Raw genomic sequence first — 22,863 nt, 5'->3', positions numbered from 1 at the left:
GGCGGGCATCGTCCCGACGCTTCAAGCCTCGTGCCCCGGAGGAGGCTTCGTCAGCTGGATGACCGCCGACGTGGCTCCCGTGGCGGGCAGTTGGTGGAGCCTCTGCTGCTCCGCGAAGACCAGCACGCTCGAGGGCACCGCGGCGCGCAGCTCGTGCAGTCCGACGAGGGCCGCGTGCAGTTGTACGTCTCCTCGTGGGGCTTGAGGGCGGCTGCCCATCGGCTGCGGGAGAGCACGTCCCGCCGTCGGGAGCAACGGTCGGTTCGGCGCGCCAAACCCCGAAGCCGGGCAAGCACCACGGATCCATCACGAACTACCTGGTACGGGAGCACACCGGGCACGTTGGCCAGGGACACGCATACCTGGGCCCGGTGATGCTGCCCGACCGACGCGGGACCCCTCCCACGCAGGCGGGGGGGGAGGCGAAGGTCGCTGCCCCAGGACGCCGAAGGGGCCCGCGTGCCAGACTTGAGCCATGACGGCAGCACGCGACTACGAGGACCTGCGGTACGCGGTGGAACACCTCAGTCCTCGGCAGGCCCGCCGCCTTCGCCTGATCATCAGCCAGGACGAAGAGTTCGCCGACGTCCTCCCGCCGCGAGCGGAAGAGCAAACTGACGAGGTGGACGACGACGAGGGTGCCCTGCTCCCGGCCAGCTTCCTGGCTCTCGCCGGCAGCATCGACACCCCCGCCGACTACGCAGAGAATCACGACGCCTACATCGCATCCCGCGGCGACCGGCGCGGGAATGCCGCCGAGTGACGACAGTTCAGGCGCCGGACTCCCCGCCCTCACCCTCACCATCTGGGTCGGTGCAGGTGTCGCCCTCGCTCTCCTCGCCGACCGACGCGGCAGGCGCCCCGCCACCGCCCGCCCCGAAGCAACCGCGCCGAGGAGCGCGGCAGCCGGCGTCACCGCGGGGCGCCTCGATGACAGGCGGCCGTACCCCGTGGCGGGTTCGGCGGCTCAGTCCGTGCGGATGACGTCCGAGAGAATCGCGAAGTAGGTCAGGCTCGGGTCGATGCCGACGACATTGTCCGTGGCCAAAAGCATCTCGTGCCGCCCGAGCAGATGCAGACCGTCGCCTGCACGGTGCCGCCGCTCGGACCTGCGGGTTCGCCCAGGCCGCCGCACCGTGCGCCGGGACGGGGCCGGGCGGGCGTCGTCCCGACGCTTCAGGCCTCGGGCCCCGGAGGGGGCGTCGTCAGCTGGATGACCGCCGACGTGGCTCCCGTGGCGGGCAGTTGGTGGGGCCCCTGCTGCTCCGCGAAGACCAGCGCGCTCGAGGGCACCGCGGCGCGCAGCTCGTGCAGTCCGACGAGGGCCGCGTGCAGTTGTACGGGGCCCTCGTAGGCGTCGTAGGCGAGGGCGAGGCGGGCGCGGGTCTCCAGGCTCTGCCAGGCATAGCGGCGGCGGAGGTTGGTCATGTGGCGGGCGTCGGAGCGCAGGAAGGTCGATCCGGCCGCGAAGCCCGCCGACAGCAGGGCGAGGACGGCGGCGGGCACACGGGCCCCCTCGGAGGCCAGCCCTGCGGCGCCGGAGATGCCGGCCAGGACTGCGGCGGGGAATCCGAGACTGAGGTACACGGCGTGCCAGAGCTTGGCTCGGCGCTGTGCCCGGCGCGCGCCGATCTGCGCCTCGGTGATGATCTTCTCCACCTCGACACGGAGCGCGAACAGTTGCGGGCCGTCTCCCCCACCCGTGCCCGCCGCGGCTGCGGCACTGCCGTCGACCACCAATTCGCCTTCCTCGTAAGAGAGTTGGGTGTCCTGCCCCGGCATCGGATTGTAGAGCGAGGGCCGGTCTCCTGGCAGGCAATAGCCAGGTGGCCGCCGCAGGACCTGCGCATCAACGGGCCGCAAGCGGGCGGTAGTTGGCGTCGCTGCGGGGGCCGTCTCGATGGCAGGCGGTCGGGTCCCGGGGCGGGTTGGGCGGCTCAGTCCGTGCGGATGACGAAGTACTGGTCGGGGGTGTCCGCGCAGGGTTCCTGGACGGCCTCGGCTCCCTCGGCGGGGATGCGGGCCGCCGTGCCGACGCACTGGCCGCTGTGCGCGGGCCGGAGCCGGAAGCCGGCCGCGTCGTCCGGGGCGGGCTCCAGTCGGAACCGGGTCGCGCCGGTGCAGTCGTCGCGTGGCTCGATCATGCCTTTGACGGGGCCGGCGCGCATGACGGTCAGGCATCCCTTGCCCTGCTGGGGGTGGTGCCACTGGACGCGGTACAGGCCCTCACCGGCCGGTTCGAGGTAGGTGCGCGGTACGGGGGCCTGGGCGCAGGGCAGTTGCACGGCCACCGCGCTGTCGTAGGCCCCGGCCCGGTCCCGTCCGTCCGTCAGGCACAGGTCGCCGTCGCGGGCGGGGCTGATGGTGACCCATCCATCGGTGGGCGTGCTCGGATCGCCGGACTCGTCGGGCAGGAAGGCCCACAGTCCGCCGGCGAGCAGCCCGGCCGCGAGCACGAAGGCGAGCGCGAACAGGATTAACCGCCGGGGTTGTTGGCGTAGGGGTGTGGGTTTCACGTCGCCCGCCTCCGCCCGTACGTCCGCGACCGCGGGTGCGGGAGCGGTCGCGGGTGCGGGAGCGGTCGCGGGTGCGGGTGGGAGCGGCTCCGGTCCCGCTTCGGTGATCCGCTCTCGGGCGTCCAGCCAGTCACCGACCCGCCGGCCGTCTCCGCAGGCGCGCACGAAGACGGCCAGGACGTCCGGCCGCGGCAGATTGGGGCGCCTGAGGACATCGGCCAGGGTGCTGCGCGCGAGTACGTCGCCGTTGCGCGCGGCCTGCTCCTCCAGTTCGCGGAACGTCATCCCCGAGCGCTGCTTGAGCTCGTTCATCGACGCGATGAAACCGGCCGCGTCACGTGCCGCGTACGGAGACAGCTCCCCCAGGTTCCCCACGCCCGCCATCCTGCTGGGGTGGTCACATGTTGAACAACACGGAATCCCGCCATGCTGCCCAGTGCACCCCGGTGCGGGTCAGGCGGCCCAACTCCCGTTGGACAGCGCCGCGGAGCGGAAGTGGAAGTAGAACTGCGTGTTGTCGGGGACGTCGTACTCGATCACGTTCCACTCGCCGGCCCGGGCGAGGGTGTAGTCGGAGGGGCAGTAGCTGCCGCCGGACGCCGTCTCGAAGCAGACCATGATGTACCGGTTGGTCCTGGGCATGATGTTGATGTCTGCGCAGTTGCCCGACGTCACGAACAGCCGGCCTGCCGGGAGGTCCGCAGCGCCGTCGTACTTGGAGTAACTGTGGGCGCTTCCGTAGCAGGAGGCGGCCCCCTGCTCGCCGGCCTGGGCGGTCGGGGCGAGGGTCATGGCCCCGGCGAGCAGCAGGGTCGCTGCGAGGGTGCTGTGGGCGAGGTGCTTGCGTATCTGCATGATGGGTTCCTCCATGGAGTGGTAGGTGGCCCGGGCGGGCCGGATGCGGTGTGCGGGGTCCTGTCGGCCGTGGCGTGCCGGGGGTGGCCGTCGCGGGCGCGCCGACTGCCGACTTCCGGTTTCGGTGCGCGTGCGGTGTGCGGTCGGTGCGCTAGGCGTACGTGACGTCGGAGGCGCAGCGCGCTCCGGATTCGCCGGGGAATTTCTTGCCGAGGCAGACGTAGACGCGCACGGAGGTGTTGCCGACCTCCGTGGAGTCCCAGTGGCCCAGGTCCTGCCCGCCGGAGGTGGCGGTGTCGTCCATGGCGAGCGGCCCGTACAGGTACCGGCTGTCGCGGATGTAGGCGCGGGCTGCGACGCCGTCGGCCTGATGGTCCTGGACGTAGTTGTAGTACGAGGTGTTCAGGTCGGCGGTGCCGCCCGAGTGGATGCAGACCGTCGCCTGCACGGTGCCGCCGCTCAACCCCTGGGAGTTGGCGACGGTGGCGTGCAGGGTCTCGCAGCCGGCGGCGGTGCGGGACGGCGCGGCTGCCTGGGCGGGCACCACGGAGGTGGCGACGGCCAGTGCCGTGCCGAGCATCAGGCCCGTGCACGCGGTTCGTATGCGCATCATGACTTCCCTGTCTCGGTGTCGGGGAGCGTGTGCGGAGCGGTGGGCGGCGCGGGAACGCGCCCGGTGTCGGCCGCCCTCATGCCGCGGGGCTCGGGCCGTGGTCTCCCCCTCGCCACGGCCTTCGCCCTGCGGTCGCCACCGAGGCTGGCCGTCGCGGGGCGGCGGGAGCAACAGCGTGCGGTTGTCCCGGACAGGGCCGGACTGTCCGGGCAGGTCACAGGCCGTGCCGTGCCGGTGTCCGGGACAGCGGGGAACGCAACTTCCCTCTGTTGCGGGTGTGTTCGCTGTGCCGCGGGGGTGCTGCGGGCAGGGGGCAAGGGGCCGTTTCTGCCAGTGATGGGGGCATGCGACCACCGCTTCCGCATCGGCCCTTGCGAGTCACGGGTACGGCTCTTGACCCTCACGTGACGTCAGGCTGCATAGTCGGCGTTGTGGAAGATCACTGGACCGTGGGGCGCGTGGCCGAGCTGGCCGACGTGAGCGTCCGCACGCTGCACCACTACGACGAGATCGGGCTCGTGCGTCCGTCGGCGCGGACCGCGGGTGGGTACCGGGCCTACTCGGCGGCTGACGTCGAGCGGCTGAGGGAGGTACTGGCCTACCGGCGGCTGGGCTTCGGGTTGCGGGAGGTCGCGGAACTGGTCGGCGACTCGTCCACCGACACGGTCGCGCACCTGCGCCGGCTGCGTGGCCTGCTGCTGGAGCGGCGTGATCGTGCGGACGCCATGGTGGCGGCCATCGACAGGGAACTTGAGGCACGGGCGAGAGGGCTGAGGGTGACACCGGAGGAGCAACTGGGAATGCTCGGCGCACGGTTGTACGACGCGATCGGCGGCGCCTACACGGCGACGCGGCGTACCGAGCCGCGGATCGCGGCGCAGATCTCGGACGCGCTCGGGGACGCGCGGACGGTGCTCAATGTCGGGGCCGGCACCGGCTCCTACGAGCCGACTGATCGCGAGGTGACCGCGGTGGAGCCGTCGGGGGTCATGCGGCGTCAGCGGCCGGCCGGCGCGGCGCCGTGCGTGGCCGCCGCCGCGGAGAGCCTGCCGTTCGAGGACCACTCCTTCGACGTCGCGATGGCCGTCTCCACTGTTCACCACTGGGGGGACCCGATAGCGGGGCTGCGCGAGATGCGGCGCGTGGCCCGCCGCGTGGTGGTGCTGACGTTCGACACCGACGAGCCCGGATGGCAGAACCGGTTCTGGCTCACCCGCGACTACCTGCCCGAGTTCGCCACCGTCCTCGCGGACTTTCCCTCACTTGCGGGGATGGCCGACGCGATCGGCGCCCGCGCTGAGCCGGTGCCCATCCCGTGGGACTGCACCGACGGCCTGTTCGAGGCGTACTGGCGCAGACCGGGTGCGTATCTGGAGGAGCACGTCCGCCGTGCGATGTCGGTGTGGACGAGGGTCGGACCGGACGCCGAGCAGCGGGCGGTGCGAAGCCTGCGTGACAACCTCGACTCCGGCCGGTGGGCCGAGCGCAACGGCGACCTCGCCCACCTCGACACGGCAGATCTCGGCCTCCGCCTGCTCATAGCTTGACCGGGCACCGGCCGGACCGGCTGGGCACCGGCCCGGACCAACCCGGGTTGCTCCTTCTCGTCGTCATTCGCCTCCGCAGCCGCCGCCGCATCCGCCGCCGCAGCTGGTGCCGCAGGCGTCCACGTCGATGCTGTCGGCCACCGCGTCGCCCCTGCTCCCGGTACGCGTGCTCGTGCGGGTGCGGGTCCGCGGGTACAGGGGCGGCGGCTGCGGCCGCTCCCTGGTCGCGGCGATCGCCCGTCGGGTGCGGTCGGGCACCGCCGCACGCGCGATCTCCGTCTCGTGCCTGCAGTACGCGTCGAGCGCCTTCCAGCGGCGCCGCTTCTCCGACGGCCACAGGCATGCCGGTCCCCACTGCACCAGCCAGGCCGCCGCGCAGACGTAGAGCCACACCGACCTGTCGGCCTCGGGTGCGAACGGCACGGGCGCCTCGGTCACCGTGGCGTGGACGCCCATGCCGATCGCGATCACCATCGTGGCGGCCAGCATGAGGGTCTGGCTCCTGCCCGACGCCGTCATGCGCATCGCGGGCGCATCGCGCTCGACGCGTCCGCGGAACAGGGCGAAGCGGCCCTCGGACACGATCTCGTACAGCTTCGTCGCCGCATCCGCCGGCGTGGCGCGGATCTCCTCCGTCAGGGCGTGCAGGGCCGGGTCCGTCTGGCTGCGGCCCCGGCGGGTGGGCCGCAGTTCGCCGGTGGAGGAGACCTTCACGACGCCGTCGTCGACGAGCAGGCAGACCGCGGTCTCCGCCGCCTCGACCATTCCGCCGAGCAGGTACGAGGCGGGCACCGGATGGAGGCCCCCGGCGATCAGTTCCTCGGCCTTCCGCCGCGGGTCCCGGTCGCGGAACCAGCAGTACAGGCCGCGCGATCCGTTGCACAACGCGAAGACCAGCAGCCAGCAGGCCACGATCCCCTCGCTGTCCCCCAGCCACCAGTCCACCGCTCGCCCCCAGCCTCGGTGCAGGCCCCCGGCCGCGCCCGGCGGCGGTCAACCGCACAGGTGTGCCCAGGATATCGGCCCCTGCGGACAGCGGGAGGGTGCCGTACGCGACGATCCGGAAGGCGGCGCCCCGGCGGGGACGCCTCCCGAGCAGGGGCGTACCGGGGTCCGATCCCTTCCGGCCTCGGAACGCAGAACACACAGTGTCATCTGCTGAGGACCGCCGGACGCCTTCCGCGAAGTCACGTGCGCAGCCGCTCCGCGCCGACGGAACCTCCCGCAAAAGGCGCCGTCACGGGCGCTTCGGGGGTGATCCACCCCCGATAAGGGCTCTGCCGGCCCCTGTGGCACAGTAGGTCGGAACAGTGTGTTTTACCACTGTTGGTGGCTGCCATTCCGGCACAGAGTTCACAGGGACCGCACGTGCGCTGCGTTCCTGGATAGGAGTACGCAGTGAGCGATCCGGTCATCGTGGGCGTGGACGGTTCCGCGTCGAGCCTTGAGGCGGTCGGCGTCGGCGCGCGGGAGGCGCAGTTGCGCGGCAGTGCACTGCGGATCGTGCACGCCTTCGGCTACCTGCCCGGGCACTACCCGACGGTCGGATCGCTCTTCGAGAACGCCGACCAGAGTCTGGAGGCGCTGGCGCACGGGGTCGTCGGCCGGGCCGAGGCACACGCGCACGAGGTCGCGCCGGGCCTCGAGGTCACCCGGTCCGTCGTGGTCGGGGACGCGCTCGAAGTCCTGGAGGCCGAGGCGCGCTCGGCCGCGCTGGCCGTGGTGGGCGGTTCGGGGCACGGCGGCTTCGCGGGGCTGCTGCTGGGTTCGACGGCCCAGCAGCTGGCCTCGCACGGGCTCTGCCCGCTGATCGTGGTGCGCGGCACCCCGGACCCGGCAGGCGCCGTGGTGCTGGCCGTCGACGGTTCCGAAGCGGGCGCGGCGGCGGTCGAGTTCGCGTTCGCCGAAGCCGCGCTGCGCCAGGCGCCGTTGGTGGCCGTCCACGCCTGGAACGCGTGGAACGAGCACGCCTACGAAGGGCCCGCGGACCCGCTGTCCGCCGCGGTGGCGGACGCCGGCCGGATCGTCCGGGCCGAGCAGCGCCTGCTGGACGACGCGGTGGACACCTGGCAGAAGGAGTATCCGCAGGTCGTGGTGGAACGGCGGCTGGTCCGCTCGCGTACCCGTCCGGCGCTGATCGAGGCCAGCCGGAACGCCCAACTGGTCGTCGTCGGCGCCCGGGGACACGGCGGCTTCTCCGGCCTGCTGCTCGGCTCGGTCAGCCAGGCCCTGCTCCACCACGCGCACTGCCCCGTCGCTGTCGTACGCGGCAGGAAGTAGGGCGCAGGCCCCTGCGAGGGCTCGCGGACACTGACGAGCCGACTCCGGCAAAGCTCCTTGATCTCAAGGTGACTTGAGGTTCTACGGTGATCGCGTTCTGGTTCTGGTGGTCACCCACGGGAGGTGCGCCGAGATGGCGCTCAAGGAGTACACGCAGGAAGAACTGGCGGCGCAGCCCATCGGCGCGTGGAGCGGGGAGGCGTACCGGCGGGTGGTCGGCGCCCTGCGGGCGCAGTTGGCGGTGGAGGACCTCACGCAGCCGCACTGGTGGACGCTCAACCACGTGGCCGGCGATCCGGGCCGGTGGACGCGCCGTGCGCTGACCGAGCGGCTGGCGGTGTACGACGACCTCGGGATCGACTTCGACGGCGTCTTCGACGACCTGGTCGCTCGCGGCTGGTTGACGGAGGAGGCCGGGGCCATGACGTTGACCGAGGCCGGAGAGGCCGGTCGCAGCCGGGCCGGGGAACGCAACGCGCGCGTGCACCACCAGATGCACGAGGGCATCCCCACCGCCGACTTCGTCACCACGATCAACGTGCTGCGCCGCATGGTCGCCAACCTCGGCGGCGACGGCGACCTGCCCGACTGACGGCCGCCGCCCGGCTGTTGCCCGCCGCGAGGTCCTTGCCCGCGTCCCTGCGCGGATCGCGCGGTGGGGCCGGACCCGGACCACGGACTGCGACCGGAGCCCCGTGCGGCGGCCCGACTAGGTTGGGCGCATGACAAGCCTCGATCATCCCCGGCTGTCCGGCCTGGGGCGGAACCCGGCGGCGCCCCAGGAGGTCCTGGTACGGCTGGCGGCACACCGGGCGGGCCGGCACGGGATCGCGCTGCGCCGGGGGCGGTTGGAGGACGCCGTCGTCGAGGCCCTGCTGGAGCACGGCGACGATGTGAGCACGGTGGGCCTTCACGGGGACCGCATCTCCCCCGGGATGCGCCGAAGGATCGCCGCGCACCCCGATCCGGCGATCCGCGACGCCCACACGGATTTCGTCCGCTCCATGGTGGAGCGCGAGGTGACGATCGGCATCGACGCCCTGGAGGAGGCCTACGGCCGGCCACGGACGGCACTCGCCGGCGCGCCGAGCCCGGGTCTGCGCGCCGCGGTCGCGCGAGCCTGGCACGACCGGCCCCTCGCGGTGCAGGTGGAACTGCTCGCCGACCCGGACCCCCGGGTGCGGGCGGCCGCCACCGAGCAACCGCAGCCGGGGGTCCCGCCCGAGTGGAGGGAACGGTGCCTGGCCGACCCCGCCACGCGCGTCAACGTGGCGCGGCGAGTTCCGCTCACCCTGCGGCAGTTCACGCAGCTCATGCAGGCCACGCAGAGCGAGAAGGAGGCGGAGAAGGTCCGTCAGTCCCTCGCCGGGAACCCTCACCTGTCGGCGGAGATGGTGGCCCGACTGCTGGACGTCGACGACCCGTGCGTGCGGATCGCGCTGGCGCAGAGTCGCCATGTCGACGCCAGGACCCGGGACCGTCTCTACGCGCTCGTGGAGGCTGAACGCGCGGACGGAAGCATCGAGGCCGAAGTGGCGCTGAGTTGGAGCTTCGCCGAACCCGGCTGGCTGCGCGAGGCGCCCCTCGACGAGCAGTTGACCTACCTGGACTGCCGGCACACGGTGTTCCGGCGGGTACTGGCCTCCTGCCGCGGCCTGCCCGACGAGGCGTGGCGACGGCTGGACAACGACCCGGAGCTCGCGGTCCGCCGTGCCGCCGCCCGCCGGCCGGACACGCCACCGGAAGTCCTGGAAGCGCTGGTACGCGCGCACGGCGACGTGTTCCACATCCGGCCGCTCCTCGTCGACCACCCCCGTTTCCCCCGCCACACGCTGCGCACGTTCGTCGACGAACCGAACCCGAACGTGCGCTACCTCGCCCTGCAGGACCCGGAACTGCCCGTGCCGGCCCTGCAGCGACTCGCCGCCGCCGAGGCGTTCCTGCGGTCGGGGGTGGCCCGTCACCCCAACATTCCGGACGTACTGCTGGAGCAACTGCTCTCGGACCCGGACCCGAAGGTCGCCGACGACGCCGCCGCCAACTCCGTACTGCGGCCGTCCCGGATGTACCGCATCCTCAGCGCCGCAGGCCTGTGACCCGACGGGCGGCTCGGGCCCGGACCTCGTGCGTCGTGGCCTGCGCCGACACGCGCTTTGCCGCCGGGCCGGGGTCGACCGGCCCGGGCCCGGCGGCGAGCAGGCGGGCGGAGGGTCAGCGGGATGCCGCGGGGGCCGCGCTCAGGCCGGCTGCCGTGCGCCGGTGTCGGGGGTGCGGTGTGCGCGGGCGCGCAGTACGGCCTTGACCACCTCGCCGACCCACAGGATCGCCGAGCCGACGGCCGCGCACACCAGCCACTGCGCGGGGGTGAGGTCGGTGGTGGTGAAGAAGTCGTGCAGTGCGTCGGTCTCGACGATGACGACCAGCAGGGCGATCACGGCGCCGGTGGCGACGAACGCGGAGGTGTTCTGCAGCGTTTCGCGGCTGAACACGCTGCGGGTGTCGTGCCGCACGTTGAGGAGGTTGAAGACCTGGAAGAACACGAAGGTGACGAAGGCCATCGTGCCGGCGACGGTCGCCTCGGCCAGTTCCGCGTCGGGGCCGGGGGCCCAGATCAGTACGGCCAGCGTGCCGGCGGCCATCACGGTGCTCGCCAGGAGGAGGCGGCTCAGGCGCCGTCTGCTGAGGATGCGCTCGTCGGCGGGGCGGGGCGTGCGCTTCATCGCGTCGGGGCTGACCGGGTCGACGCCCAGGGACATGGCGGGCGGACCGTCCATGACCAGGTTGACGAACAGGATCTGCAGGGCCGTGAACGGTGCTCCGCCGGACAGGTCGGTCAGTGAGGCGATCAGGAAGACCGCGACGAAGCCGAGGGCGGTGGAGACCTGGAACCGGGTGAACTTCACGATGTTGTCGTAGATGCCGCGGCCCTCGCGGACCGCGGAGACGATGGTGGCGAAGTTGTCGTCGGTCAGCACCATCGTGCCGGCCTCCTTGGTCACCTCCGTTCCGGTGACCCCCATCGCCACCCCGATGTCCGCCTTGCGCAGCGCGGGGGCGTCGTTGACACCGTCGCCGGTCATCGCGACGACGTCGCCGCGGTCCTGCAGGGCCGTGACGATCCGCATCTTGTGCTCGGGGGACACCCGGGCGACGACGCCCACCTCGTCCAGCCGCTCGGCGAGGGCCGAGTCGTCGACCCGGTCCAGTTCGGCGCCGGTCACCGCCTGTCCGGGGATGCCGAGTTCGCGCGCGATGGCGCCGGCGGTCACCGCGTGGTCGCCGGTGATCATACGGACCCGGATCCCGGCGTCGATGCACTCGGCGATCGCCGTACGCGCCTCCGGCCGGGGCGGGTCGACGATGCCCACCATGGCCGTCAGCACGACCTTGTCGAGGAGGTCCTTGGGGTCCGCGGGCACCTCGAAGTCCTCGGCGGGGAAGTCCTCCGTGCCCAGTGCCATGACCCGCATGCCCTGACCGGCGAACGAGGCGTTGCCCTCGTCGAAGCGAGCGCGGGCCGCCGCGTCGAACGGCAGGATGCCCTCCTCCCCGGCGAACCGGTCCGCGCGGTCCGCCAGGACGTCGGGGGCCCCCTTCACGAAGCACCGCACCACCGGGCGCCCGAGGTCGTCCTCCCAGTCGTGGAAGGTCGCCATAAATTTGTAATCGGAGTCGAAGGGGACCTCCAGGCGGCGCGGCCGTTCCTGGCGCAGCCCGCCCACGTCGATGCCGCCCTTCTCGGCCAGGACCACCAGGGCGCCCTCGGTCGGGTCGCCCACGACTTCGCCGTCGCGGATCACCGCGTCGGTGCACAGGGCCATCGCCGTCAGCGCCTTGTCCAGAAGGGGCGGCAGCGGCTGCCCGTCGGTGGTGCGGATCCTGCCCTCGGTGGAGTACCCCTCGCCGGAGAGGGTGAGCCGGCGGCCGGCCACCAGCATCTCCCGCGCGGTCATCTGGTTCAGCGTCAGCGTGCCGGTCTTGTCCGTGCAGATCTGGGTCGTACTGCCGAGGGTCTCGACCGAGGCCAGCTTCTTGACGATCGCCCCCTTCTTGGCCATCCGGCCGGTGCCCATCGCCAGGGTGAACGCGACCACCGCCGGCAGCCCCTCGGGGATGGCGGCCACCGCCAGCGACACGGCGCTGATGAACAGGTCTCCGAAGTCCTGCCCGCGCGCCAGGCCCAGCACGAGGACCAGGGCGATGACCAGACCGGCGATCAGGGCCAGGGTGCGGCTGAGCCCGTCGATCTGGCGCTGCAGGGGGGTGGGACCGGGCTTGGCCGAGTGCAGCATGTCGGCGATGCGGCCCGTCTCCGTGCTCATACCGGTGGCGGTGACCAGGACCTCGCCGCGGCCGCGGGTGACGGCGGTGTTCATGAACACCGCCGTCAGCCGGTCGGCCAGCGGGGCGTCCGGGGCGACCTCGGCGTCGGCGTCCTTGGACACCGCCTGCGCCTCACCGGTCAGGACGGACTCCTGGATCTCCAGGGAGGCCGAGGTCAGCAGCCGTCCGTCCGCGGGCACCCGGTCGCCCGGCGCCAGGGTGATCACGTCCCCGGGGACGAGTTCACCGGCGGCCAGTTGCCGCAGGCGGCCGTCGCGGCGGACCGTGGCGTGCGTGACGGTCATCTTGCGCAGGGCGTCCAGCGCCGCTTCGGCGCGGGACTCCTGCACGAACCCGATCGTCGCGTTGAGCAGCACCACCACAGCGATCGCGATGGGGGTCTCCCACTCCCGGGACACCACCAGGCTGACCACGGCGGCCACCAGCAGGATGATGATCAGGAGGTCCTGGAACTGCCGCAGGAAGGCCCGCCACCGGGGCTCACGCGGAGCCTCGTCCAGCTGGTTCGGACCGGTCTCCGCCAGCCGCCGGGCCGCGTCGTCCGACGAAAGGCCCGCGGCGGGGTCGACGTGGAGCCGCTCCGTCGCGTCGATGGCGGGCAGGGCGTGCCAGGGCGGTGGTGTGACGGAAGTACCCGAAGTGCCGGAAGGGGACATGGCTCCATCTTGCACCGTGTTATCCACGGGACCGCACTCGGTACCACTGTTGGGAACAGTGTCGCTCCCTGCGCTCACGCGTTCGGCTCGCATCCCTCGCGCCTGCGGGGAGGCCGGGGACCGGTTCGCTGCCGCGGCCTCGGCACCGGCGCCGCCGTGCGGGCCGAGCGGCACGAGCTGCGCCCGAAGGGAGGAACCCTCACGATGCGCCCGTCGCCGGGCGGTCTCCCCGGGTGGGATGCGCCGGCCTGGCGGGGCCGTGCCGGAACCAGCGCCCGCGCCTTCTGCGCTCCCTGCGCCCCGGCGCCCCTCACGGCGAGCCGGCGCCCGTCCGGGCCGGCCCCGAGCCAGCCGATGAGCCCGGACTCGATCGTCTCGCGTCCGGGCCGGCCCGGACGCGAGACGCGCCGCCCCACCCGGTACTACGCGGTGGCACCGGGTGGCGCAGGAGGATTGCCGTGGGCCGTGCACCCTGAGATCACCCAGCACGACCTGCGGACAGCGGTCCCCCTGCGGCGGACAACCTCCGGGAACGGTCGAGGGGACGCGTGGTGCAGCAGCGCGGGCCCCTCAGTACGCGGTGGCGCGTGTTCGGCTCACACGCATCGGGGATCCCGGACAGGGACGCCGTTGAACTCCCAGAAGGCATCCGTGGTCCTCGGTCCGGCGATGCCGTCGACGGCGAGGCCGAAGCCGTAGGAGTTCAGGTAACGCTGCAACGCCTTGATCGTGTACTTGCCGACGTCTCCGTCGACGACCAGGCGGGTGTCCCCGCTGAAGCCGCGTGCGTTGAACATCCGCTGCGCCGCCCTCCAACTGTCCTTGCCCAGCATCCCGTTGTGCTCCCAGGGCTCGAAGCCGTCGCGGGTGAGGAAGCACTGCCAGTTCTTCGCCCGGGCGATGTTCAGCCCGAGGTTGTTGACCGCGAGGACGGAGACGTCCTGGGTGCTCGCCGCGGGCTTGGCGGTCGACTCGGACGCCGCGGAGACGGCGGTCGCGCCCGCCAGACTCCCGGCGGCAAGTCCGATGACTGCGGCGGCACTTGCCAATGTCCTCGTCACGACAGGTCGCATGGTTGTCCTCATGGCTTTCTCGCCCCTGCAGGGCGGGATGGGGAACTGGTTTCTTCACGGAGCGGCGGATACCGCGCCCTTGCTACGGGTGGAGTGAGGGCGGACCGCACTCCGCCCCCGAGCGGTGCCGGCGGAGGACCCGCGTTCCGTGGCCGGTCCGGGCCGACCGCCGACTCTCTCTCCTCCGGCCTCGTCCATGGACCCTAGGGCCGTCGTGGGCCTCGGACTTTGTCGTCCGGGCAGGGAACTGTGTCAGTGGTGCACGGCCGCGATTCGGCGCCTCATCAGGCGCGCGGGTCGTGCGCGGTCCCGTCGAGCCTGCTGTACGGCGCGAGGTGATCCCGCGAGACTGATGGGGGAAACCGTCTGTGGCGAGGGGGACTTGTGGGGGAACGGGCCGAGGTACTGCCCGGCCGGCTCCGTGGCCGGCGCGTAGGAGGGTCCGCCTCATGAGTCCGGTCCTGGACACCGCGTTCGTACCGCCGCGGGACCGGGAGGAAGTCGTCCGGCACGCGGTGTGGGACTCCCTGGTGGCGGTCGACATCGACCACGGTCCGCCGGCCGAGGACATCTGCGTCCGCATAGGGCTCGGGGCCGCCGGGCCTCTCAGGTTCTGTTCGGCGCGGGCGTCGGCGGTCACCGTCCGGCGGACGGAGCGGCTGGCGCGGGTGGACGAGGAGCCGGCCGTCTTCCTCGGGCTCCAGGTGACGGGCACCAGCCTGGTGGTGCAGAACGGCCGCGAGTGCGTGCTGCGGCCGGGCGAGCTGGCCGTCTACGAGTCGACCGCTCCCTACACGCTGCTCTTCGACGAGGGAGTCGACCACCACTTCCTGCGTTTTCCCCGCGCGATGCTCGCGCTCCCGGACCGCCTGCTGCGGGACACCGGCACTCTCGCCCTGGGATCAGACAACCCTCTTGCCGGCCTCGCCTTCACCTACTTCTCCCAACTGGCCGTCGGCGACCGGCTGCACCAGGGCGTGCACGGGGACGCCGTCGTGGAACCCAGCGTCGAACTGCTGCGTGCCGTCCTGACGTCCCAGCACGGCAACTCCGGTCCGGCCAGGGGTCCGTTGGAGGCGACGCTCAGCCTGCGGATCACGCACTACATCCGCCAGCACCTGGCCGACCGGGATCTGTCGGCGGCACGGATCGCCGCCGCACACGACATCTCCGTACGGCACCTCTACGCGGTGCTGTCGCGGTCGGGCATCAGCCTCGGGGACTGGATCCGCACGCGCCGCCTGGCCGAGTGCCGGCGGGAGCTGGCCGGGCCGAACGGCCGGCTGCGGACCATCGCGGCGACAGGACGCCGTTGGGGTTTCGTGGACGCGACCCACTTCAGCAAGGTCTTCAAGCAGGCGTACGGGGTCTCGCCGCGGGCCTGGCGCGACCGGAACGACCCCCGCTCCCCCGCGTGATGGCCTGCGCGCGGCCGCGTATCGCGTGATCGGCCGTGAACGCCCCGTCCGGGCCCGGGCCGCGCGGCCGGGGCCAAAGGGCGCAGTGCCGGGGCCTGTTCATGATCGTGCCACGAGTTCCCGGGTTCCGGCTTCCGGGTTCGCCAGGAGGTTCACGGACCGCGGCGTCTGCCGGTCCTGCCGGCGATCCACAGCACGAGCGCGGTGAGGAGTGCGAGTCCGACGACGAATGCGGCGGCCTGGATCTCGATCACGGCAAGGGCGATGAGGAGAGCAAGAGCGAGTGCGCAACCCAGTACGAGGTGGGCCTGGGTCCGGGTTCGCTTCGAGGGGTCCTTCCATGGCCTTCCCTCGTGATATGCCATGGAGCGCCTCCTTGCGGTCATGTCCTTTCAAGGGTCTCGCGCTTCGTGGTGGGGCGCCACGGCAGCCCATCCCGCAGGGGGTGCGGGCCACCCGCACCCCCTGCGGGATGGGCGTCGACGGGGTACCGGTGTGGGTGTCGGACGCTGGCCCGCTGCGCGGCGGGCGCTGCCCCGTCGCCCCGTAGGACGAGCCGCCCCGTACGAGCCGCGGCGGTGGAGGTGCCCGGCGCGTCCCGCGGTCACGGGGCCTGCGGCGGGCCGCCGCGGCGCCGCTGGGGGGCCGGCGGCCCGACCCGCGCGCTCCGGGTGTCCTCCCACACGGTCCCGACGGTTGTACGGTTCGTGGTGATCTATGGTGATTGTTGGAGGATGTCCCTACCGGAGGTGCAATGATGCGCGCCGCGGCAGCGATCGTCTCCCTGGTTGTCGGTGCGGCGCTCGTCGCCGCGTCGTCGGCGTGCGACGAGGGCGGGGCGAAGTCGCCGAACACCGAGTACGGCGACTGCGAGGTCTCCGGGCGTCGCGGGGAGTTCCGCCTGCCGTCGCCCGAGACCGCGGGCGCCCTCACGGTCAAGACGACGCTGCCCGCACCCGGCTGGTGGAACGGCGACACACCGGGCTCGGTCAAGAGCGGCTACGAGTACTGCATGGCCGCCAATATCGCCTACCGGTCCGGGCTCGACCGGGTGGATGTGAAGAACGCGCCCTTCCCGGAGGTCGTGTCCGGCCGGACCAAGGACTTCGACCTGGCCCTGGCGCAGATCACGATCACCCCGCAGCGGAGCAAGGTCGCCGAGTTCTCCCCGCCCTACCTCGACTCGACCCTGGGAGTGCTGGTCAGGGACGGCGAGAGGATCAACGAGGACAACATCCGCGACGTGCGGATCGGCGTCGCCGACGGCACCACGGGCGAGGATTTCGTCAAGGACCGGCTCAGGCCGACCAAGCCCGTCACCGCCTTCCCCAACGACCCGGGCATGGTCACGGCGCTGGAGAAGGGCAGCATCGACGCGATCGTGCACGACACGACGATCCTGCTGGCGTATCCGCAGAAGCGGGAGGGCAGGGTGCGCCTGGTGGGCCAGTACCGGACCGACCAGGGGTACGGGGCGCTGTATCCGAAGGGGTCGCCCAACAGGGGCGAGCTGGACCGGATCATCAGGCAGCTGATCGACGACGGGACGCTCGCCAAACTGTCGGCCGTCTACCTCGGGGCCGCCTTCGGCCAGGACCCGGACAAGATCCCGTACTTCACCGTCGGCGGCGGCTCCTGAGCCATGCGGGCCGCCGCGCACCCCGCGGCGGCCCGTACGACCCTGTTCCGTGCCGCCGCCTCACAGCTCGGCCAGCAGGAGAGCGCCCAGGTCGCCGGAGGCTCCGGCGTCGAGGTCCTGCTCGGCCCAGATGATCTTGCCTCGGTCGGTGTACCGGGTCCCCCAGCGGCGGGACATCTGCGCGACGAGGAACAGACCGCGCCCCCCTTCGTCGGTCGAGGCCGCGCGGCGCAGGTGGGGGGAGGTGCTGGTGCCGTCGGCGACCTCGCAGATCAGGCTGTCGCCGTCGCGCAGCAGCCGCAGCCTGATGGGGCTCTCCCCGTACCGGATGGCGTTCGTCACCAGCTCGCTGAGGATCAGCTCGGTCGTGAAGGCCGCCTCGCCGACGCCCCAGGCCTCCAGCCTGTCGGTGGCCTCGGCGCGGATCCGGGCGACGGCCGCGGGGTCGTGGGGCACCTCCCACTCCGCGACCTGGTCGGGGTCGAGGAGGCGGGTGCGTGCGACGAGCAGGGCGACGTCGTCGCTCGACCCGGTGCGCAGCATCGCGTCGAGCACCGCCTGGCAGGTGTCGTCCGGGGTGGCGCCGCGGGTGTCGGCGAGCGCGTCCCTCAGCATGCCGAAGCCGACGTCGATGTCGCGGCCGCGGGCTTCGATCAGACCGTCGGTGTAGAGGACCAGCCGGCTGTCGGCGGCCAGTCGCAGTTCCGCCGTCTCGACCGGGAGCCCTGCTCCCACGCCCAGTGGCGGGGCGACGGGGATGTCGGGGAAGGTCACCGTGCCGTCGGGCGCGACGAGTGCCGGGCCGGGATGGCCGGCCCGGGCGACGACACACCGCCCGGTGACGGGATCGTAGACCGCGTACAGGCAGGTGGCGCCGGTGATGGCCTCGGCCGCCGAGTCCTCGTCGATCCGGGTGATCAGGTCGTCCAGATGCCCGAGGATCTCCTCCGGGGGCAGGTCCAGGGCGGCGAAGTTGTGCACCGCCGTCCGGAGGCGGCCCATGGTCGCGGCGGCGTGCAGGCCGTGTCCGACGACGTCGCCGACCACCAGGGCCACGCGGGCGCCCGGCAGCGGGATGACGTCGTACCAGTCGCCGCCCACCCCCGCCTGGGCGGGCAGGTACCGGTGCCCGACCTCCAGCGCGGACAGTTCGGGGAGCACGCCGGGCAGCAGGCTGCGCTGGAGAGTGACGGCCGTGATGTGTTCGCGGGTGTACCGGCGCGCGTTGTCGATGCACACGGCCGCCCGGGCGGCGAGCTCCTCGGCCGGGGACAGGTCGTCCGGTTCGAAGGGGTCCTGCTCCGAGCGCCAGAACTCCACGACCCCCAGCAGTTGGCCCCGCGCCTGGAGCGGCACCGAGATCATGGAGTGGATGCCGTACTCGATGATCCTCCGAGCCCGTTCGGGGTCCTGGGCCCGCCACCCGTCGGCCGTGGCGAGGTGCTCCAGCAGGGCCGGCCGGCCGGTGCCCATGGCGATGGCCACGGGGTTGCCGGGCACGTAGTGCATGCGCGTCCCCACGGGGCGCAGCGGTGCGTCGTCCCGGATGCCCTCGACTGCGATGCGGTGCAGGTCCGTACTGGCCCCGGTCGGTTCACCGCCGTGCAGTACGGACTCGTCCATCTCGATGGTGGCGAAGTCGGCGAAGCGCGGGACCGCCACCTCGGCCAGTTCCTCGGCGGTGCGCTTCATGTCGAGGGTGGTGCCGATCCGTGTGCTGGCCTCGTAGAGCAGCCGCAGCCGCCCGCCGGCCACGTCCGCCCGGCCCGCGAGGGCACGCAGCTCCGTGGTGTCCCGCAGGGTGGCCACGGAGCCCCCCTTGGGGCCGACCGGGCGCACGTTGACCGCGAGCAGGATGTCCCCCGCCAGGAACACCTTGTCGGTGGCTTCCCGGCCCGATCCCAGCAGGGCCGCCAGGGTCGGGCTCAGGCCCAGGTCGGTGACGGGCCGGCCCTCGGCCTGCGGCGGCAGCGCCAGCAGCCGGCGCGCCTCGTCGTTGACCAGCAGCAGCCTTCCGTCGCCGTCCAGGATGATCACGCCCTCGCGGACCGCGTGCAGCACCGCGTCGTGGTGCTCGTACATGCGGGTCATCTCGACCGGTCCCAGGCCTGCGGTCTGGCGCCGCAAACGTGCGCTGACCAGTGCCGACCCGCCTCCGGCCAGCAGCAGCGCGACACCGCCCGCGGCGTATATCACCGGCAGCTGGTGCTGCACCATCCCGGCCACCTTGTCGACCGTGACACCCACGGTGATGAGGCCGACGGCGTCCCCCTTCTCGTCGAAGACGGCCACCGTCGAGTCGACGGCCTTTCCCAGGCTGCTGTCGAACGTGGTCTGGTGGGGCTGGCCCGTGAGCGCTTCGCCGTAGGAGGGGGAGACGTGCTTGCCGATCTTGTCCGGGTCCGGGTGGGTCCACCGGAAGCCGTACGGGCTCAGCGCCACGACGTAGTCGACGCCGGTCTTGTTGCGCACCACCTCGGCGTGCGGCTGGAGTGCGGCCGTCGGGTCCTTGCTCTTCATCGCCGCCGCGGTGCCCGGGGCGTTCGCGAACGTCTCGGCAACCGCCAGTGACTGGTCGCCGGCCTCCCGGATCGCGCGGTTGCGGTCCTGGAGCACGAGTACCACCACGGCCGTGGCGATGAGCAGCAGGACGACCACCAGTTGCAGCAGGAAGACCTGGCCCGCGAGGCTGCGCGGGGTCAGGAACGACCACATGCGTCGGGCGGGCGATCGGCGAGGGGCCTCCGGGTCGGCGTCCGGGGGCTCGGCCTGCGACGGCGCATGGCCACCGCGTCGGCGCGCAGGGACGTATCGCCCAAGTTTGCCCATTTCCTCAGTATCGGTGAGTCCGGGCCTACGGGCGCGGCTCGGGGTGGGGCCGGGGTTCCGGGTCCGGAGTTCCGGGTCCGGAGTTCCGGGTCCGGGTGGGCTGGGCGCCCGGCGGGCTCGGGAGCCGGGTGGGCCCAGGGGCCGGGACCCGGGCAGGCCGGGAGCCGCCCGGGCGTGGGGGCCGGTGCGGGCCGCGGTGCGGCGGGCCCCGGTGGGCCGCGGTGCGGCATGCCGACACGGCGGCCGTCGGCCCGGCCTGATCCGGCGCGCCCCGAACCGGGGGTCCACGGGGACCCGGGCCCCGGCAGGGCCGGCCGCCGCGCCACCCGGCTCCCACCGGCCGGCGAATTCCCCGGTCGGCAGGCTGCTCCCCCACCTAGAGTGTTGATCATGTTCAAGTCAGGGGTGGGGTTCCTCGCGCTGTTCGGGCTCGGCTGGTGGCTGCTGGGTACGAGCGCGTTCGGCGGTACGACACGGCTGGCCGCGGTCGTGGCCGGCTGCCTCGTCACACTGGCGCTGATGCTCGCCGCGCGCCGCTTCCTCCCGTCGTCGGCGGGCGGCCCGTTCCCCGCCGATCGGCGTCGACGGTTCAACCAGATCAACGGTCTCCAGTGGCTGCTGATCGTCGTCATCGCCGTGGTGTGCGCGCGTACCGCGAAGCCGGTGCTCATTCCGCCGCTGGTCGCGATCGTCGTCGGGCTGCACTTCCTTCCGCTCGCAGCGGTGTTCGGCCAGCCCCGGCTGCGGGTACCGGCGGCCGTGCTGACGGCGGCGGGAGCAGCGGGGGTGACGGTGTGGCTCGCGGGCGGCCCGGACGACGGCGTACGTCTCCTCGTGGGGCTCGTCTCGGCCCTGTGCCTGTGGGGCATGGCGCTCTGGACCGTCACGGGGGTGGCGTCCGCTGCTGAGAAGGCGGCGTCGGAGGCCGGCTCGCCCGCTTCCTGACATCGGCGGTCTTCGCGGGCGGGCTCGTCACGGCCGCCCGGATGCTGTGCACCCAACGCGTCGGCCCGCCGGCCGAGTGGAAAGTGTCGACCGTGGACTCGGGGGCACCTTGAACACCTGTACTCGGCAGAGGAGTTGTCGTGCGTTCATCGGCTGGTTCGACCGTGCTGGCCTACAAGGGACTCGACGGGATTCCCCTGTGGGTGCTGTTCGCCGTGGCCATCGCGGCCTTCGTGGTCTTCGGCGTGGTGCAGGCCCGTAAGAGGAAGTAGTGCCGGGCGGGAAGGAACCTTCTGGCCGGTATCGGCCAGGCGGGCACCGGGAGCACCCCGGCGCCCCGGCCGCGGCCTTCCGCCGCAAGTCGCCAGCCGGACCCGCCGTCCGAAAGGCCGAACGGGCCGAAGGGTTCGTCGACCTGCTCGAAGCGTCTCACCGGGCTCCGATCGCGCCGTCCGCGATGACGGCCACCGCCCGGCCGGCTTCCGTCGCATCGTCGTCACGCCGGCCATGCCCGGATCGCGCCACCGGCTCGCCTGCGGATATCTGTTGCCATTCGCTGCGGGATTCGCGTGGAAGGCTGGGTACGAGGTCGTCCAGGCCGAACGAGGAGCGGAGGGCGAAGTGGACTGGGGATGGTTCGCGCAGCAGATGGCGGCGATGGCGCGGGACCTCCTGGCGCAGGACTCGGTGGACACCACGCTCCAGCGGATCACCGCGACGGCCACCGAGCTGGTCGACGGCTGCGACGCGGCCGGCATCCTCATCCTGCACGAGACGAAGGTGGAGAGCCTCGCCCCCACCCACCAGCTGGTCACCGAAAGCGACCAGCTGCAGCAGCAGCTGGGGGAAGGGCCGTGCTTCGACGCCGCCCGCAGCGCGCGGGGGGAGCATGTCTTCCGCATCGCCGACCTCACCGCCGAGCACCGGCGCTGGCCCGCCTACGCCCCCCAGGCCCGCGCACTCGGCGTGGGCAGCATGATGGGCTTCCTACTGTTCACCGACGACGAGGACCTCGGCGCGCTGAACTTCTACTCCCGTGAACCCGGCGCGTTCACCCAGGACAGCGAACAGGCCGGGCTGCTGCTGGCCTCCCACGCGGCCATCGCCTTCTCCAGCGCCCGCACCCACGCCCAGATGGAACACGCCGTCGCCACCCGCCACGTCATCGGCGAGGCCATGGGCATCATCATGGGCCGCCACCACATCACCGAGGACCAGGCCTTCGACGTGCTGCGCCGCTACTCGCAGGAGAACAACATCAAGCTCCGCGAGGTCGCCCGCCAGGTCTGTGAACAGGGCAGCCTGCCGTGAACTCCCGCCAGCGGCCCCTCCGGCTCACTGCCGAACCGGAGGAACCTGAGCCGGGCCGGCCCTCAAGGGGGCGGCGCTGAGCCCAACCTGCACGCCAAGTCCCCTGACCAGACGCCCTGACACCCCGGCCAAATCGCAGACAGGCACTCAGCAGGACGAGACTGCCGGCACCGTCGGCGGGCCGGTGCCGGCGCCGATGCGCAAGGCACCAGGTCGACGAGCCGATCGAATACTTCTGGCCATGGTCTTTTCGACTGGCCTGTTCTGGTGCATCGTTGGTTGTGCGGACACCGGCTCCCGGGCCGGGTCACCGCTCCGGGCCCCGCCGTGCAGCTGCGGGCTTGACGGTGCCCGCCGCCCCTCCCGGCTCCCCACGGGAGGCCACGCGGCTGCCGTCGATCGGACGCACCGGCTCGTGCCGCACACCTCCCTTCCCGCCTCGCGGGGGTCAGTGCCGGGGTCTTCTCGGTGACGGCCTCCCGGGGTGGCCCCCGTGAGATCATCCGTCGGTGAGCAGCGAGCCCGAAGTGAGTGCTCTGGCGATCAACGTGACGATCCCGCAGGCGCTCCGCTGGACGGACACGCGCCGCGGTGAGGAGTTCCGGCTGACCACGCTCAACGTGCGGCTCCTTCCGGACGGTCGCCTCGCCGTGAAGGCCTACGGTCGGCCGGTCGGTGGCGGCCGGGGCGCGTACGTCTCGTTCCCCGTGCCCGATCGGCCCGAGTTGGCGGCCCTGGTCTCCGATGCCGCCGTCCGCGCCGGGGTGTTGTGGGCCGCTCATCGCGGTCCGGGCTGAGCCCGGCCCCACCGAGGGCGGCACAGTCGCCACACACTTC

21 protein-coding genes are annotated in these 22,863 nt (G+C 72.4%); 11 read left to right on the top strand and 10 right to left on the bottom strand.

The annotated features are described in order from the left end of the window. Positions 1-21: 21 nt before the first annotated feature. Entirely contained in the window at positions 22-219 is a 198-nt protein-coding gene (locus IE265_RS27360; RefSeq protein WP_190038368.1) for a hypothetical protein, read from the bottom strand. Positions 220-475: 256 nt separating this feature from the next. Here IE265_RS27360 and IE265_RS27355 point away from each other — a divergent pair, with 256 nt between their 5' ends. Further along, on the top strand, positions 476-763 hold the full coding sequence (locus IE265_RS27355) for a hypothetical protein (RefSeq protein ID WP_190038367.1): 288 nt from the start codon (positions 476-478) through the stop codon (positions 761-763). Between the two features lie 413 nt (positions 764-1,176). Here IE265_RS27355 and IE265_RS27350 read toward each other — a convergent pair whose 3' ends face one another. From IE265_RS27350 to IE265_RS27335, 4 genes are all read right to left on the bottom strand, one after another. After that, the gene (locus tag IE265_RS27350; protein ID WP_190038366.1) at positions 1,177-1,782 is read right to left on the bottom strand and encodes a hypothetical protein; all 606 of its coding nucleotides are present in this window, start codon (positions 1,780-1,782) and stop codon (positions 1,177-1,179) included. Positions 1,783-1,937: 155 nt separating this feature from the next. Then, entirely contained in the window at positions 1,938-2,900 is a 963-nt protein-coding gene (locus IE265_RS27345) for an RICIN domain-containing protein (protein WP_229916590.1), read from the bottom strand. A 69-nt stretch (positions 2,901-2,969) separates the two neighbouring features. Further along, on the bottom strand, positions 2,970-3,371 hold the full coding sequence (locus IE265_RS27340) for a hypothetical protein (RefSeq protein WP_190038365.1): 402 nt from the start codon (positions 3,369-3,371) through the stop codon (positions 2,970-2,972). Positions 3,372-3,522: 151 nt separating this feature from the next. Beyond that, positions 3,523-3,984: a hypothetical protein gene (locus IE265_RS27335; protein ID WP_190038364.1), complete on the bottom strand. Its 462-nt coding sequence runs from the start codon at positions 3,982-3,984 to the stop codon at positions 3,523-3,525. Positions 3,985-4,433: 449 nt separating this feature from the next. On the opposite strand from IE265_RS27335, the gene IE265_RS27330 reads away from it, so the two are divergent. Beyond that, positions 4,434-5,531 (top strand): MerR family transcriptional regulator, encoded by a 1,098-nt coding sequence (locus IE265_RS27330; protein ID WP_190038456.1) that lies wholly within the window; start codon positions 4,434-4,436, stop codon positions 5,529-5,531. A gap of 63 nt (positions 5,532-5,594) precedes the next feature. Here IE265_RS27330 and IE265_RS27325 read toward each other — a convergent pair whose 3' ends face one another. Next, a complete protein-coding gene (locus IE265_RS27325) occupies positions 5,595-6,476 on the bottom strand; it encodes a hypothetical protein (RefSeq protein ID WP_190038363.1) in 882 nt (293 codons plus the stop codon). Positions 6,477-6,929: 453 nt separating this feature from the next. Between IE265_RS27325 and IE265_RS27320 the strand changes: the two genes are divergently transcribed. From IE265_RS27320 to IE265_RS38615, 3 genes are all read left to right on the top strand, one after another. Beyond that, the gene (locus IE265_RS27320) at positions 6,930-7,811 is read left to right on the top strand and encodes a universal stress protein (RefSeq protein WP_190038362.1); all 882 of its coding nucleotides are present in this window, start codon (positions 6,930-6,932) and stop codon (positions 7,809-7,811) included. A gap of 133 nt (positions 7,812-7,944) precedes the next feature. Next, on the top strand, positions 7,945-8,403 hold the full coding sequence (locus IE265_RS27315; RefSeq protein WP_190038361.1) for a winged helix DNA-binding protein: 459 nt from the start codon (positions 7,945-7,947) through the stop codon (positions 8,401-8,403). A gap of 130 nt (positions 8,404-8,533) precedes the next feature. Further along, on the top strand, positions 8,534-9,907 hold the full coding sequence (locus IE265_RS38615) for a hypothetical protein (RefSeq protein WP_229916589.1): 1,374 nt from the start codon (positions 8,534-8,536) through the stop codon (positions 9,905-9,907). Between the two features lie 141 nt (positions 9,908-10,048). On the opposite strand, the gene IE265_RS27305 is transcribed toward IE265_RS38615, so the two are convergent. Both IE265_RS27305 and IE265_RS27300 read right to left on the bottom strand, forming a co-directional pair. Further along, complete coding sequence (locus IE265_RS27305) at positions 10,049-12,811, bottom strand: cation-translocating P-type ATPase (protein ID WP_190038360.1); 2,763 nt, start codon at positions 12,809-12,811, stop codon at positions 10,049-10,051. A 596-nt stretch (positions 12,812-13,407) separates the two neighbouring features. Next, on the bottom strand, positions 13,408-13,872 hold the full coding sequence (locus tag IE265_RS27300; RefSeq protein WP_229916588.1) for a peptidoglycan-binding domain-containing protein: 465 nt from the start codon (positions 13,870-13,872) through the stop codon (positions 13,408-13,410). A gap of 461 nt (positions 13,873-14,333) precedes the next feature. On the opposite strand from IE265_RS27300, the gene IE265_RS27295 reads away from it, so the two are divergent. After that, positions 14,334-15,302 (top strand): AraC-like ligand-binding domain-containing protein, encoded by a 969-nt coding sequence (locus IE265_RS27295; protein WP_190038358.1) that lies wholly within the window; start codon positions 14,334-14,336, stop codon positions 15,300-15,302. 152 nt (positions 15,303-15,454) lie between these two features. On the opposite strand, the gene IE265_RS27290 is transcribed toward IE265_RS27295, so the two are convergent. Continuing rightward, complete coding sequence (locus tag IE265_RS27290; RefSeq protein WP_190038357.1) at positions 15,455-15,667, bottom strand: hypothetical protein; 213 nt, start codon at positions 15,665-15,667, stop codon at positions 15,455-15,457. Positions 15,668-16,059: 392 nt separating this feature from the next. Here IE265_RS27290 and IE265_RS27285 point away from each other — a divergent pair, with 392 nt between their 5' ends. Continuing rightward, positions 16,060-16,941, top strand: coding sequence for an ABC transporter substrate-binding protein (locus tag IE265_RS27285; RefSeq protein WP_229916586.1), 882 nt, complete (start codon positions 16,060-16,062; stop codon positions 16,939-16,941). Positions 16,942-17,001: 60 nt separating this feature from the next. Here the strand turns inward: IE265_RS27285 and IE265_RS27280 are convergent, their stop codons facing one another. Continuing rightward, positions 17,002-19,656 (bottom strand): SpoIIE family protein phosphatase, encoded by a 2,655-nt coding sequence (locus IE265_RS27280; protein ID WP_190038355.1) that lies wholly within the window; start codon positions 19,654-19,656, stop codon positions 17,002-17,004. Between the two features lie 504 nt (positions 19,657-20,160). On the opposite strand from IE265_RS27280, the gene IE265_RS27275 reads away from it, so the two are divergent. The 4 genes from IE265_RS27275 (at position 20,161) to IE265_RS27265 (ending at position 22,823) form a co-directional block, all read left to right on the top strand. Beyond that, the gene (locus IE265_RS27275; RefSeq protein ID WP_190038354.1) at positions 20,161-20,715 is read left to right on the top strand and encodes a hypothetical protein; all 555 of its coding nucleotides are present in this window, start codon (positions 20,161-20,163) and stop codon (positions 20,713-20,715) included. Between the two features lie 140 nt (positions 20,716-20,855). Further along, positions 20,856-20,987, top strand: coding sequence for a hypothetical protein (locus IE265_RS39005; protein ID WP_268255845.1), 132 nt, complete (start codon positions 20,856-20,858; stop codon positions 20,985-20,987). A 349-nt stretch (positions 20,988-21,336) separates the two neighbouring features. Next, complete coding sequence (locus IE265_RS27270) at positions 21,337-22,026, top strand: GAF and ANTAR domain-containing protein (protein ID WP_229916584.1); 690 nt, start codon at positions 21,337-21,339, stop codon at positions 22,024-22,026. A 509-nt stretch (positions 22,027-22,535) separates the two neighbouring features. Beyond that, positions 22,536-22,823, top strand: a complete 288-nt coding sequence (locus IE265_RS27265; protein ID WP_190038353.1) for a hypothetical protein — start codon at positions 22,536-22,538, stop codon at positions 22,821-22,823. The last annotated feature ends 40 nt before the right edge of the window (positions 22,824-22,863 follow it).

The organism is Streptomyces fructofermentans (assembly GCF_014651055.1).
In the GTDB taxonomy this organism is placed as follows: Bacteria; Actinomycetota; Actinomycetes; order Streptomycetales; family Streptomycetaceae; genus Streptomyces; species Streptomyces fructofermentans.
The sequence above is the reverse complement of the archived record's forward strand: the minus strand, read 5'-3'. Positions and strand labels throughout refer to the sequence as shown.

Bases quoted from the DNA above. Each gene is read 5' to 3' on its own strand.
- IE265_RS27360 (WP_190038368.1), bottom strand. From the start codon at position 219: ATGGGCAGCCGCCCTCAAGCCCCACGAGGAGACGTACAACTGCACGCG.
- IE265_RS27355 (WP_190038367.1), top strand. From the start codon at position 476: ATGACGGCAGCACGCGACTACGAGGACCTGCGGTACGCGGTGGAACAC.
- IE265_RS27350 (WP_190038366.1), bottom strand. From the start codon at position 1,782: ATGCCGGGGCAGGACACCCAACTCTCTTACGAGGAAGGCGAATTGGTG.
- IE265_RS27345 (WP_229916590.1), bottom strand. From the start codon at position 2,900: ATGGCGGGCGTGGGGAACCTGGGGGAGCTGTCTCCGTACGCGGCACGT.
- IE265_RS27340 (WP_190038365.1), bottom strand. From the start codon at position 3,371: ATGCAGATACGCAAGCACCTCGCCCACAGCACCCTCGCAGCGACCCTG.
- IE265_RS27335 (WP_190038364.1), bottom strand. From the start codon at position 3,984: ATGATGCGCATACGAACCGCGTGCACGGGCCTGATGCTCGGCACGGCA.
- IE265_RS27315 (WP_190038361.1), top strand. From the start codon at position 7,945: ATGGCGCTCAAGGAGTACACGCAGGAAGAACTGGCGGCGCAGCCCATC.
- IE265_RS38615 (WP_229916589.1), top strand. From the start codon at position 8,534: ATGACAAGCCTCGATCATCCCCGGCTGTCCGGCCTGGGGCGGAACCCG.
- IE265_RS27305 (WP_190038360.1), bottom strand. From the start codon at position 12,811: ATGTCCCCTTCCGGCACTTCGGGTACTTCCGTCACACCACCGCCCTGG.
- IE265_RS27295 (WP_190038358.1), top strand. From the start codon at position 14,334: ATGAGTCCGGTCCTGGACACCGCGTTCGTACCGCCGCGGGACCGGGAG.
- IE265_RS27290 (WP_190038357.1), bottom strand. From the start codon at position 15,667: ATGGCATATCACGAGGGAAGGCCATGGAAGGACCCCTCGAAGCGAACC.
- IE265_RS27285 (WP_229916586.1), top strand. From the start codon at position 16,060: ATGCGCGCCGCGGCAGCGATCGTCTCCCTGGTTGTCGGTGCGGCGCTC.
- IE265_RS27280 (WP_190038355.1), bottom strand. From the start codon at position 19,656: ATGTGGTCGTTCCTGACCCCGCGCAGCCTCGCGGGCCAGGTCTTCCTG.
- IE265_RS27275 (WP_190038354.1), top strand. From the start codon at position 20,161: ATGTTCAAGTCAGGGGTGGGGTTCCTCGCGCTGTTCGGGCTCGGCTGG.